A 12,439-nucleotide genomic window follows, 5' to 3' on the forward strand; every position below is an offset into this window, starting at 1 on the left:
AGCTGCTTTTTTAAATTTTTCCCTTGAAGTTATTCCACCTCACCCCATATTAAGTGCATAACGCAGACACTTTGCTAATTGGAGATACATAAATGACTGCAGCACAAAAAGAAACATTAGGCTTTCAAACAGAAGTAAAACAACTATTAAACTTAATGATTCATTCGTTATATTCGAATAAAGAAATATTTTTACGTGAGCTTGTATCAAATGCATCAGATGCCGCCGATAAGCTACGCTTTTTAGCGCTTTCTGATGGCGACCTTTACCAAGGTGATGCCGATTTACGTGTACGTATCAGCGCAGATAAAGAAGCGAACACAATTACCATTTCTGACAATGGTATTGGTATGACGCGTGAAGAAGTGATTAGCTCTTTAGGAACTATTGCTAAGTCGGGTACTGCTGAGTTTTTCAAAAACTTAACCGGTGACCAAAGTAAAGACTCGCAATTAATTGGTCAATTTGGTGTTGGTTTTTACTCGGCATTTATTGTGGCTGATGAAGTGACAGTGCGCACGCGTAAAGCGGGTGAAACACAAGCGTACGAGTGGCAATCACAAGGTGAAGGTGAGTACACGTTACAAGAAATTGAAAAAGAAGGCCGTGGTACGGATATCATTTTACACCTGCGTGAAGAAGAAAAAGAATACGCGGATGAATACCGTTTACGTAGCATCGTTACTAAATACTCAGATCATATTTCTACGCCTGTACAAATGTATAAAGCAGAAGTGCCTGAGTCTGAAGGCGAAGACGGCGAAAAAATCCCAGCAGTTCCAGGTGAATGGGAAAGCATTAACCGTGCAACCGCTTTATGGACACGTGATAAGTCAGAGGTTTCTGATGAAGAATACAAAGAGTTTTACAAGCATGTAAGCCATGATTGGGAAGAGCCGCTAAACTGGGCGCACAATAAAGTAGAAGGTAAAACTGAGTACACAAGCTTATTGTATATCCCTAAAAAAGCGCCGTTCGATTTATGGAACCGTGAGCGCCAAAGTGGCTTAAAACTGTATGTTCAACGTGTCTTTATTATGGATGACGCTGAGCAATTTATGCCAAGCTATCTGCGCTTTGTAAAAGGCTTACTTGATTCAAACGATTTACCGCTAAATGTATCGCGCGAAATTTTACAAGATAACAAAGTAACGCAAGCGATTCGTAAAGGGTGTACGTCTCGTATCTTAAAAATGCTAGAGCGTATGGCTAAAAACAAAGCCGAAGACTACCAAACATTTTGGAACGAGTTTGGCCAAGTAATCAAAGAAGGCCCAGCAGAAGATACAGCGAATAAAGAAGCCATTGCTAAATTGTTACGCTTCTCATCTACGCATACCGACTCAGAAACACAAGATGTATCGCTGGAGCAATACATTGAGCGTATGAACGATGAGCAAGATAAAATTTACTACGTAGTTGCTGATTCGTTTACAGCGGCTAAAAACTCGCCGCACTTAGAAATCTTCCGCAAAAAAGGCATCGAAGTATTATTACTAAGTGACCGTGTTGATGAGTGGATGATGAGCCACTTAACTGAGTTTAACGAAAAATCATTCCAGTCAATTACCCGTGGCGACCTTGATTTAGGTAAGCTTGACGACGAAGAAACAAAAAAAGCGCAAGAAGAGTCTGAAAAAGAAGTAGAAGGCTTAATTGAGCGCATTAAAACAGCGCTAGGCGAAGAAGTTAAAGAAGTACGCTTTACGCATCGCTTAACAGACTCTCCTGCCTGTGTTGTTAGCGATGAGAACGACATGAGCTCGCAAATGCAAAAGCTTATGGAGTCAGTAGGGCAACCTGTACCAGAGGCTAAGCCAGTGTTTGAGCTTAACCCTGAGCATCAGTTAGTTAAGCACTTAAACGATGAGCAAGACGAAGATAAGTTTGCACAGTGGTCTCATGTATTACTAGACCAAGCTTTACTTGCTGAACGCGGTACATTAAAAGATCCTACCGGGTTCGTAACACGTTTAAACAAGTTAATGCTTGATTTAAATAAGTAAGGCTAACAGGCTATTTTAATTGCTAAAAGAGCCTAAAATATAACCATAATTATAAAGGAAGCGTATGCTTCCTTTTTTTATGCGCTCTAAAGTAGGCAATTAGTATAAGTTGCTTGAGTATCTGCAGCGCTTGTGGAAGAATTCAGGCTTTAAAATAAATATCCATACTAGGGGACAATGATATGCGCATTATTCTTTTGGGCGCGCCAGGTGCTGGTAAAGGTACTCAAGCTCAGTTTTTAATGGACAAATACGGTATTCCACAAATTTCTACCGGTGATATGCTTCGTGCAGCCATTAAAGAAGGTACACCACTTGGCTTAGAAGCGAAAAAAGTAATGGATGCAGGTCAGTTAATTTCTGACGATATCATCATTGGTTTAGTGAAAGAGCGTATTGCTAAACCAGACTGCGAACAAGGCTTTTTACTTGATGGCTTCCCACGTACTATTCCACAAGCAGATGCTATGAAAGAAAATGGCGTTGTGGTTGATCACGTTATTGAGTTTGACGTTGCTGATGAAGTAATTGTTGAGCGTATGGGTGGACGTCGCGTACATCCTGGCTCTGGCCGTGTTTATCACGTTGTTTACAACCCACCAAAAGTGGAAGGTAAAGACGATGAAACAGGCGAAGAGCTTATTATTCGTGCAGATGACACGGAAGAAACAGTTCGTAAACGTTTAGCTATTTACCATGAGCAAACTATGCCATTGGTTGATTACTACCAAGCTGAAGCGCAAGCAGGTAACACGCAGTACCATAAAATTGATGGTACGCAAGCTGTTGAAACAGTAAGCCAGCAACTAGCAGAGCTTTTAGGTTAATATAATCTAAACACAGCTTAGGTATTAAAAAACCGCCCTTGGGCGGTTTTTTTGTATTTAGTAGCTTTTAACACTTTAAAATTAAACCACCAAAGGTCAACACGCCCTGTTACCTACAACGTTTTTAGCTTTTCTATTACTGGGTCGTAGTTTGGCTCGGTAGATAAATTAGACACGAGCTGTTTGTATATCACTGTATGGCTTTTATCTAAAATAAGCACAGCGCGAGTTAGTAGCCCCATATCTTTTATAATTAAGCCATATTTTTGGCCAAAGTCTCGCCATACAGAGTCAGAAAGGGCTGTTACTTTGTCGATGTTTTCAGCATTACAGAAGCGTTTTTGAGCAAAAGGTAAATCAGCACTGATGGTCAGTATTGCGATAGCAGGAAATTGCGTCGCTACTTTTTCATTAAAATGTTTAGTTTGTAAGCTACAAATGCCTGTATCTAAACTCGGCACCACGCTGATTAATACAGCTTGCCCTTTATAATCATTAAGATTTACAGGTGCAAAACCACCATCAACCACTTTAAAATTTGGCGCATTATCACCTACACTTACACCTTTACCTAACAAAGTGACAGGCTTACCCTGAGCAGAGACCTTACCCGCATCAAGCGTGTTTTCTGGGTACTGTGATGCGTGCCCAACTGAGCTTAAAGCCAGTGTGCTTAGTGCAAAAATAAGAGAGCGTACCATAGGTTATTTCCTTTTAAATTAACGCAATAGGTTTGAGTGTATTATACTCAATATCACTGACCAAGCGATTAAATATCACTGTAAAAGTAATAATAAGTTCTGTGATATATAAATTGTAAACTGCATGAACTTTTATTAACATGTAGTTACAAAATGTATCTTTAATAAAGTCATAAGGCCTATTGACAACATTGGGTTAAATAATAGAGAGATAGTATGTCAACATCCGTATTAATATGTGACGACTCAAAATTAGCGAGGCGCCAGCTAGCCCGCTCTTTACCAGATGACTGGGATATTAAAGTAGAGTTTGCTCAAGATGGTGTTGATTGCATCAAAAAACTAAAAATAATCGAGCCTGAAATCCTTTTTCTTGATTTAAACATGCCTGAAATGGACGGTTACGAAGTCCTTATGGCCATGAAAGAGCAAGGCCTTAATATTCTAACCGTGGTTGTATCTGGCGATATTCAGCCAAATGCGCACCAACGCGTACTTGAATTAGGCGCCATTGATTTTATCCAAAAACCTTGCTCACCTGAAAAACTTGCCGATATTATCGAGCATCATGGCATTAAAGATAAAGCCATGCGCGAGCGTCTTGCTCATTCTTTAGGTGAACAAGTAGACCCAGATGTGCGCGATATATACCAAGAGCTTACAAATGTCGCTATGGGTCAAGCAGGCGATTTGCTTGCACGGCTTTTGAATGTGTTTGTAGAGCTGCCAATTCCGAATGTGAATGTGCTTGAAGTTAATGAACTGGATATGGCGCTGCAGTCAATTGACAATAATGCTGCCACATCAGGGGTGTGCCAAGGCTTTATTGGCGGTGGCGTATCGGGCGAGGCATTACTTTTATTAAACGACTCAAGCTTTAAAGAAATTGCATCACTAATGAATTACGACGGTGAGCTGAACGACAAAGTTGAGCTTGAGCTACTTATGGATATTAGTAATATTTTAATAGGCTCAATTTTAACGGGGCTTTCTAAACAGTTAGATATGTCTTTTAGCCAAGGTCATCCCATTGTACTTGGCCAACATCGCGACGTATCTGAATTGGTTAAATCAAATAAATCTCGTTGGCAAAGAACCTTAGCGATAGAAATAAGCTACGGCATCGAAAACCACGATATTAACTGCGATCTTATGCTGTTATTTACCGAAGATTCACTTAAAACTTTGAAATACAAAGTTGCTTACCTATTAGAAGACTAAGTTATGGCCGCTGATTTAGAAATGAATGAGATCCATTGGTTAATGGATATGTTTAACACGGTTGATGTGGGCCTGGTTGTACTGGATAGAAATTATAAAGTGTGTGTGTGGAATGGCTTTATGGAAAACCATTCTGGGCTATTGCCAAGTGCTGTAAAAGACAAAGACCTATTTGATTTATTCCCATCAATTGATGAAAAATGGTTTAGAAGTAAATCAGAGTCTGTATTTGTACTTAAAAACCGCTCTTTTACTATCTGGGAGCAGCAACCTTACATTTTTCGTTTTAAAAACTACCGTCCCATTACCGGTAAAGCGGATTACATGTACCAAAATGCGACCTTTATTCCACTTACCAACACACTGGGTGAGGTAAGTCATATTTGTATCATTATTTATGATGTTACCGATGTGGCAGTCAATAAAAAAGAATTAGAAGATTTAAATAAACGTTTAGAGCAAGTAAGCCAAACCGACAGCTTAACGCAACTGTTTAACCGTGGGCATTGGGAAAGCACACTGCAGCAAGAGTTTTTACGTGTTAAGCGCAGTGGTGGCAGCAGCACATTATTGATGTTTGATATCGATCATTTTAAAAAAATTAATGATGAGCATGGCCATAGCTGTGGCGATGAAGCGCTACGCCACCTTTCAGAACTGCTACGAACGACGCTTCGCGAAACCGATATAGCAGGGCGCTATGGTGGGGAGGAGTTTGTTGTTACTTTACTCGATACCGACAAGCAAGGCGCAGCAATATTTGCCGAGCGCATAAGAGCGTTAATAGAAGCCAACCCTTTTGTTTATAAAAACACAAAAATAGAGATGACTGTGAGTGTTGGCTTTGCAGGAAATAGCCCTGACTTTGCAAAACATGAACGGTGGATTGAAGCCGCTGACAAAGCCCTGTATCACTCAAAAGAGCATGGCCGTAACAGAGTAACCGATTTTGAGGATATAAAATTAAGGCAGCGGTAATATTACTGCTAAATTAAAGTAACCAAGGATGCACCTAATTGCGCTGCAAGCTTTGGCAGTCAATACTTAACAAGGGCTTGGTTAAAGTGCCGTTTTTATCAGCCGTTTTATTTACTCTGTAGTATGGCGAGTATCATCTGCTGGGCATTGGCCAAGAGTAGACACATCGCCTGTACTGGTCTCTTGCTCTAATTGAACCTTGAATCCCCATAACCTGTAAAGGTGTTTTAGCACTTCTTTATGCGAGTCAGCAAGGGGGATATTATTGTGAGGAACATAACGCAACGTTAAAGAACGATCGCCTCTAACATCAACATTATATACTTGAATGTTAGGTTCGTGATTACTCAAATTATATTGCGCTGAAAGCGCTTCGCGTACAGCCTGATAACCGCTATCATCATGTATTGCGCCTACCTCTAGATGTGGATTACGGCTGTGATCGACAATAGTAAATAGCTTAAAATCACGAATTAACTTAGGTGATAAAAATTGGCTTATGAAGCTTTCATCTTTAAAGTTTTCCATCGCAAAATGCAGTGTGTCTAGCCAATTAGTGCCTGCATATTCAGGAAACCAGCGTCTATCCTCATCTGTTGGGTTTTCGCAAATACGGCGAATATCCACCATCATATTAAAACCCAGTGCATACGGGTTTATACCTGAATAGTAATTGCTGTTATAAGGTGGCTGATAAACCACGTTGGTATGGCTTTGCAAAAACTCCATCATAAAGGAGTCGGTTAATTTACCTTCATCATATAAGTGGTTCAAAATGGTATAGTGCCAAAAGGTGGCCCAGCCTTCGTTCATCACTTGGGTTTGTTTTTGCGGATAAAAATATTGCGATATCTTTCGCACAATACGTATTATTTCTCGCTGCCAAGACTCTAATAAAGGCGCGTTTTTCTCAATAAAGTATAAAATGTTTTCTTGCGGCTCTTGCGGAAAATGCCTCTCTTGCTTTTTAGCTTCCTGCTGTTGAGCGGGGATAGTGCGCCATAGCTCGTTTACTTGAGATTGCATGTAGTCTTCACGCTCTTTTTGGCGTTTTTGCTCTTCAAAAAGGGAAATTTGCTGCGGGCGTTTATATCTATCTACGCCGTAATTCATCAATGCGTGGCACGAATCAATTAAGCTTTCTACTTGTGTAATACCGTATTTTTCTTCGCAGCGGCTAATGTAATTTTTAGCAAACACTAAGTAATCTATGATGGAGTCGGCGTCAGTCCATGTTTTAAATAAGTAGTTTCCTTTAAAAAATGAGTTATGGCCATAACAGGCATGCGCCATAACCAGTGCCTGCATAGGGAGTGTGTTTTCTTCCATTAAATAAGCAATACAGGGGTTTGAATTAATCACAATTTCGTAAGCTAGCCCCATTTGCCCACGCTTATAATTTTGTTCGGTTTGTATAAATTTTTTACCATATGACCAATGGCTGTAGCCTATAGGCATGCCAACGCTTGAATAAGCATCCATCATTTGCTCAGCTGTTATTACCTCAATTTGGTTAGGGTAGGTGTCTAAGCGATAATGCGCTGCAACACGGGCTATTTCAGTTTGGTATTGCTCAAGCAGCTCAAAGGTCCAATCTGGGCCATCGCTAATTCGTTCAGTGCTCATAGTAAACCTCGCTTAGGCTAAGCAGCCCCTTGTTGTTGACGATTTTTTTTAAATAGCTCCCTAAACATAGGGTAAATGTCTTCAACACTTTGAATATGTTGTATTGCAAAGTTGCTATGGGTTTGGGTTATGTTTTGATATTCGCGCCACAAGCTTTGGTGCGCACGCGTGGTAATTTCTATATAGGCAAAGTAGCGTACCGCATTAAGTAGCTTATTACGTAATATTTCACCGCAGTGTGGGGTGTCGTCTGCCCAGTTATCGCCATCAGATGCTTGCGCTGCGTATATATTCCATTGCTCTGAATCATAGCGCTCTTTTATTATTTCGTTCATTAATTTAAGGGCACTGGAGACAATAGTGCCGCCAGTTTCTTGAGAATAAAAAAACTCTTGTTCGTCGACCTCTTTAGCTTGTGTGTGGTGGCGTATATACACCACCTCAATGTCTTTATAACTTCGAGTCAAAAATTGATAGAGCAAAATATAAAAACGCTTTGCCATGTCTTTTGTGGCCTGATCCATCGAGCCTGATACATCCATAATACAAAACATAACGGCTTTGCTGGTGGGGTGGGGGCGTTTTTCATAATTACGAAAACGTAAGTCGTAATTATCAATAAATGGTACGGCTTTTATTTGCTGTTTAAGTTGCTCAATTTCCTCTTGTAATAATGCAATAATGGCTTGGTCGCTGTCGGTTTGCTCACACTCCATCGCAAGTTGACCTTCAAGCTCTGCTAGGCGTCTTTTTTTACCCGCACTCATGGCGACTCTTCTGGCGAGTGAGCCCTGTAATGAGCGTACTATATCAATATTACTGGGCATACCATCGCTACAAAAACCAGCCCGATGAGTTTTCATTTGTACAAGCTTATCTAGCTGGTTTTCTTGTAAGTTGGGCAGCTCTAGGTCTTCAAAGAGTAAATCAAGGTATTCATCTTTAGAAATAGAAAACACAAAGTCATCTTGGCCTTCGCCTGAATCACTTGCATCGCCATCGCCTGCGCCACCACCTTGGCCGCCTTTAGGGCGCTCAATTTTGTCACCTGTTGAAAATTGATCGTTACCAGGGTGAATTTGTTCTCTGTCGCCCCCTTTTCCTTGGTGAAAAATGGGCTCGCTAATATCTCGTTGCGGGATAGATATACTCTCCCCTGAACTTGAGTCGGTAACGCTGCGTTTATTAACCGCATCAGACACTGCTTCTTTTATTTGCTTTTTATAGCGCCTAATAAAGCGTTGACGATTAAGCGTGCTTTTGTTTTTACCATTTAAGCGTCTATCTATAAAATGCGCCATACTGTTCCCCCTAAACTACATGAAGGTTACTGCGATTTTCTAACCCGTAAATACCACTCAGAAAGTAAACGCACTTGTTTTTGCGTGTAGCCTTTTTCAACCATGCGGTTAACAAAGTCCTCGTGTTTTTGTTGATCCTCAGCGGAGGTTTTTGTATTAAAGGAAATAACAGGGAGTAGATCTTCGGTATTTGAGAACATTTTTTTCTCAATCACAGTGCGTAGTTTTTCGTAGCTTGTCCATAACGGGTTTTTACCATTATTGTGAGCGCGTGCACGTAATACAAAGTTAACTATTTCGTTCCTAAAATCTTTGGGATTAGAAATGCCGGCGGGTTTTTCTATTTTTTCAAGTTCTGCATTTAACGAGGCGCGGTCAAATAACTGTCCTGTATCTGGGTCTCTGTATTCTTGATCTTGTATCCAAAAATCAGCATAAATCACATAGCGGTCAAAAATATTTTGGCCATATTCAGAGTATGACTCTAAATACGCGGTTTGTAGTTCTTTACCAATAAACTCAACATATTGCGGAATTAAATAGCCTTTTAAAAAACTTAAATAGCGCTCTTCCACTTCGGCGCTAAATTGTTCACGCTCTATTTGTTGCTCCAAAACATAAAATAAATGCACCGGATTAGCTGCAACCTCGGTAGTATCAAAATTAAATACGCGCGACAAAATCTTAAAAGCAAAACGAGTGGAAAGGCCGGTCATGCCTTCATCTACCCCTGCGTAATCACGATACTCCTGATAAGATTTTGCTTTAGGGTCGGTATCTTTTAGGGTTTCACCATCATAGACCCGCATTTTTGAGTAAATACTAGAGTTTTCAGGCTCCATTAATCGAGATAAGGTAGTAAATTGCGCTAACGCTTTAAGCGTACCTGGTGCACACGGTGCGCTGGCAAGTTCACTATGTTGAATAAGTTTGTCGTAAATTTTTATTTCTTCGGTCACGCGCAGGCAATAAGGGACCTTTACAATATAAACACGATCTAAAAACGCTTCATTGTTTTTATTATTTTTGAATGTTTGCCATTCTGATTCATTTGAGTGGGCTAAAATCATGCCGTTAAAGGGCAGAGCGCTAATACCTTCGGTACCGTTGTAGTTACCCTCTTGCGTTGCGGTAAGGAGTGGATGCAGCACCTTGATAGGGGCTTTAAACATTTCTACAAACTCCATTAAACCTTGGTTTGCTAAACATAAAGAGCCTGAGTAAGCGTAGGCATCGGGGTCGTTTTGAGCAAAGTGCTCAAGCTGGCGAATATCTACTTTGCCCACCAATGCAGAAATATCTTGATTATTTTCATCACCGGGTTCGGTTTTGGCTATACCTATTTGATTTAAAATAGAGGGGTAGCGTTTGACGACTCTAAATTGGCTAATATCGCCGTTAAATTCTTTTAATCGTTTACCAGCCCATGGCGACATAATCGTTTTTAAATAACGTGGTTTAATACCGTATTCTTTTTCGAGAACGCTGGCATCTTCTACTGGGTCAAACAAACTGAGAGGGTGATCGTTTACCGGAGAGCCTTTAATTGAATAGATAGGCACTTGTTGCATTAAATATTTTAGTTTTTCTGCAATTGAAGATTTACCTCCCCCAACAGGGCCGAGCAAATAAAGGACTTGTTTGCATTCTTCTAGACCTTGAGCCGCATGCTTTAGGTAGGAGACAATTTGTTCTATGGCATCTTCCATGCCGTAAAAGTCTGCAAAGGCAGGGTAGCGTGCAACCACTCTATTAGAAAATAACCGGCTTAAACGTGCATCGGTTGCAGTATCAACCATTTGCGGCTCGCCTATTGCCATAAGTAAACGCTCAGGGGCGCTGGCATAAGCTGATTTGTCATTTTTACAAATTTCTAGAAATTCGCTAATGCTGTATTCTTCTTCTTGTGCTGCTTCGTATCGTGCTTGGTAGTGCTCAAAAATAGTCATAATAACCTCCGAAACCCGCTTTAAAAAGGTGCTTACTTTTTAAAGTTTAGTCAGAGATTGATATTTTTGTGCAATAAAATTAAAAATTTAAGTGAAAAAAGATCATGTGGCTAAATTAGCAATTTCGCGCGTATAAAGGCGGTTTGAATTTTATAAAGGCATAAAAAAAGACGCCGAGGCGTCTTTTTAAATCAGCGTATAATAGCTAATTAAGCGAAGTTAGCGTTCGCGAATTCCCAGTTAACAAGCGCCCAAAAACCTTTAAGGTAATCAGGACGAACGTTACGGTAATCAATGTAGTAAGCGTGTTCCCATAAATCCACAGTTAGGATTGGTGTAACACCTTCGTCTGTAAGCGGCGTTGCTGCGTTAGACGTGTTTACGATATCTAATGAACCGTCAGCTAGTTTAACTAACCATGTCCAGCTAGAACCAAAGTTATTAACCGCTTTGTCGTTTAATGCATCTTTAAACGCGTCAAAAGAGCCCCATTTAGCGTTAATAGCGTCAGCGATAGCACCTGTTGGCTCGCCGCCGCCATTTGGAGATAGACAGTTCCAGTAGAAAGTGTGGTTCCAAATTTGTGCAGCGTTGTTAAATACGCCACCTTCAGATGAACAAACAATCTCTTCTAAAGATTTGTTTTCAAATTCAGTACCTGGAATTAGACCGTTTAATTTAACAACGTAAGTGTTGTGGTGCTTACCGTGGTGATACTCAAGAGTTTCTTGTGAAATATGAGGCTCAAGTGCATCAATTGCATATGGTAGTGACGGTAGTTCAAATGCCATTTTTTTATCTCCATCTTCTTTTGGTTGATAACTCGCTTGATAGTACGTAATGCCTGATAGAACAGACCACTTACCTATACCAAACGAAAATATAGTGTTACTATAATTGTTGAGTATTTTACTCAAGTTTAAGCAAACAGCAATGCTATTGCTAAAGACTATTTCAATTGCGGCTTTATTTGCCCATTTTAAGTTATATATCTGTGGCCACAATGATTTATTTTCAAGCCCTAGGTATATCAAGCTATCGTCATTTTGAGGTTGTAGATGGAAACCATTGATAAAATTAAACAGCAGATTTCAGAAAACCCAATTATCCTTTACATGAAAGGGTCGCCTAAATTACCAAATTGTGGTTTTTCTTCACAAGCGTCACAAGCTCTAATGTCATGTGGCGAACCATTTGCCTATGTTGATATTTTACTTAATCCAGATATTCGCGCTGAGTTACCAGCATACGCAAATTGGCCTACTTTCCCACAGCTTTGGGTTGAGGGCGAATTAGTAGGTGGTTGTGACATTATCATTGAAATGTTTCAACGTGGTGAATTACAGCCACTGATCACTGAAACTGCAGCTAAGTATAAAGAAGCTGACGCAGAGTAATTGCTACTTTGCTAGATTATTAAAGCCACGTTTTACGTGGCTTTTTTGTGCCTATATATAACTTTATTACGTCTTAATCTCTTGAACAGCCCATCAGTGGGTGATTATAACCATTAATTTGTGCTCAATAGTTAGCAAACTCAGCCCTTGCTCCTTGTTTAGGTGCACCTAGTCAGGATAAGTAAGCAACAAAGCTACTTAATATAAGCGCGAATTTTAATTAAAATATGAGTTTTATATCAATGCGCAATAAGACGTAATCATTTTGCGGGGCTAAACGTGTCGCTATCTGCGTTAAGTAATTCTTTTTTAGAACAACTAAATAGCGAGTTTTTTGCCCAGCTATCAACACGTTTTTCCAGCTTTACAATAGTTCGCTCAATCAAGCGAATTGGCATTAAATAAAAATTCACTACATCTGCACTAAAAACGA

11 protein-coding genes are annotated in these 12,439 nt (G+C 40.1%); 5 read left to right on the plus strand and 6 right to left on the minus strand.

Annotation, left to right across the window (positions count from 1 at the left end; all coding sequences use genetic code 11):
- Positions 1-92 precede the first annotated feature (92 nt).
- Both htpG and adk read left to right on the plus strand, forming a co-directional pair.
- Complete coding sequence (htpG, locus tag AN390_RS13340; RefSeq protein WP_004588119.1) at positions 93-2,006, plus strand: molecular chaperone HtpG; 1,914 nt, start codon at positions 93-95, stop codon at positions 2,004-2,006.
- A 182-nt stretch (positions 2,007-2,188) separates the two neighbouring features.
- Complete coding sequence (gene adk / locus AN390_RS13345) at positions 2,189-2,833, plus strand: adenylate kinase (protein ID WP_004588118.1); 645 nt, start codon at positions 2,189-2,191, stop codon at positions 2,831-2,833.
- Positions 2,834-2,946: 113 nt separating this feature from the next.
- Here the strand turns inward: adk and tpx are convergent, their stop codons facing one another.
- A complete protein-coding gene (gene tpx, locus AN390_RS13350) occupies positions 2,947-3,534 on the minus strand; it encodes a thiol peroxidase (RefSeq protein ID WP_004588117.1) in 588 nt (195 codons plus the stop codon).
- Positions 3,535-3,750: 216 nt separating this feature from the next.
- Between tpx and AN390_RS13355 the strand changes: the two genes are divergently transcribed.
- Both AN390_RS13355 and AN390_RS13360 read left to right on the plus strand, forming a co-directional pair.
- Positions 3,751-4,755: a response regulator gene (locus AN390_RS13355; protein ID WP_004588116.1), complete on the plus strand. Its 1,005-nt coding sequence runs from the start codon at positions 3,751-3,753 to the stop codon at positions 4,753-4,755.
- Positions 4,756-4,758: 3 nt separating this feature from the next.
- Positions 4,759-5,733: a diguanylate cyclase gene (locus AN390_RS13360; RefSeq protein ID WP_055255011.1), complete on the plus strand. Its 975-nt coding sequence runs from the start codon at positions 4,759-4,761 to the stop codon at positions 5,731-5,733.
- A gap of 111 nt (positions 5,734-5,844) precedes the next feature.
- Here the strand turns inward: AN390_RS13360 and AN390_RS13365 are convergent, their stop codons facing one another.
- From AN390_RS13365 to AN390_RS13380, 4 genes are all read right to left on the minus strand, one after another.
- A complete protein-coding gene (locus AN390_RS13365; protein ID WP_004588114.1) occupies positions 5,845-7,359 on the minus strand; it encodes a SpoVR family protein in 1,515 nt (504 codons plus the stop codon).
- Positions 7,360-7,376: 17 nt separating this feature from the next.
- Positions 7,377-8,660: a YeaH/YhbH family protein gene (locus tag AN390_RS13370; RefSeq protein ID WP_055255013.1), complete on the minus strand. Its 1,284-nt coding sequence runs from the start codon at positions 8,658-8,660 to the stop codon at positions 7,377-7,379.
- Between the two features lie 26 nt (positions 8,661-8,686).
- Positions 8,687-10,609 carry a PrkA family serine protein kinase gene (locus tag AN390_RS13375; RefSeq protein ID WP_055255015.1) on the minus strand — a complete coding sequence of 641 codons (1,923 nt, stop codon included), beginning with the start codon at positions 10,607-10,609 and terminating at the stop codon, positions 8,687-8,689.
- Positions 10,610-10,818: 209 nt separating this feature from the next.
- Complete coding sequence (locus tag AN390_RS13380) at positions 10,819-11,400, minus strand: Fe-Mn family superoxide dismutase (RefSeq protein WP_004588111.1); 582 nt, start codon at positions 11,398-11,400, stop codon at positions 10,819-10,821.
- A gap of 267 nt (positions 11,401-11,667) precedes the next feature.
- Here AN390_RS13380 and AN390_RS13385 point away from each other — a divergent pair, with 267 nt between their 5' ends.
- A complete protein-coding gene (locus AN390_RS13385) occupies positions 11,668-12,006 on the plus strand; it encodes a Grx4 family monothiol glutaredoxin (protein WP_004588110.1) in 339 nt (112 codons plus the stop codon).
- A gap of 260 nt (positions 12,007-12,266) precedes the next feature.
- On the opposite strand, the gene AN390_RS19745 is transcribed toward AN390_RS13385, so the two are convergent.
- Positions 12,267-12,419 carry a hypothetical protein gene (locus tag AN390_RS19745; protein ID WP_157686048.1) on the minus strand — a complete coding sequence of 51 codons (153 nt, stop codon included), beginning with the start codon at positions 12,417-12,419 and terminating at the stop codon, positions 12,267-12,269.
- Between the last annotated feature and the right edge of the window lie 20 nt (positions 12,420-12,439).

The organism is Pseudoalteromonas sp. P1-11, from assembly GCF_001399995.1.
Classification (GTDB): Bacteria; Pseudomonadota; Gammaproteobacteria; order Enterobacterales; family Alteromonadaceae; genus Pseudoalteromonas; species Pseudoalteromonas atlantica.

Excerpts from the sequence above, each read along its gene's own strand:
- htpG (WP_004588119.1), top strand. The coding sequence starts at position 93 with ATGACTGCAGCACAAAAAGAAACATTAGGCTTTCAAACAGAAGTAAAA.
- AN390_RS13385 (WP_004588110.1), top strand. The coding sequence starts at position 11,668 with ATGGAAACCATTGATAAAATTAAACAGCAGATTTCAGAAAACCCAATT.
- AN390_RS13360 (WP_055255011.1), top strand. The coding sequence starts at position 4,759 with ATGGCCGCTGATTTAGAAATGAATGAGATCCATTGGTTAATGGATATG.
- tpx (WP_004588117.1), bottom strand. The coding sequence starts at position 3,534 with ATGGTACGCTCTCTTATTTTTGCACTAAGCACACTGGCTTTAAGCTCA.
- adk (WP_004588118.1), top strand. The coding sequence starts at position 2,189 with ATGCGCATTATTCTTTTGGGCGCGCCAGGTGCTGGTAAAGGTACTCAA.
- AN390_RS13355 (WP_004588116.1), top strand. The coding sequence starts at position 3,751 with ATGTCAACATCCGTATTAATATGTGACGACTCAAAATTAGCGAGGCGC.
- AN390_RS13370 (WP_055255013.1), bottom strand. The coding sequence starts at position 8,660 with ATGGCGCATTTTATAGATAGACGCTTAAATGGTAAAAACAAAAGCACG.
- AN390_RS13375 (WP_055255015.1), bottom strand. The coding sequence starts at position 10,609 with ATGACTATTTTTGAGCACTACCAAGCACGATACGAAGCAGCACAAGAA.
- AN390_RS13380 (WP_004588111.1), bottom strand. The coding sequence starts at position 11,400 with ATGGCATTTGAACTACCGTCACTACCATATGCAATTGATGCACTTGAG.
- AN390_RS13365 (WP_004588114.1), bottom strand. The coding sequence starts at position 7,359 with ATGAGCACTGAACGAATTAGCGATGGCCCAGATTGGACCTTTGAGCTG.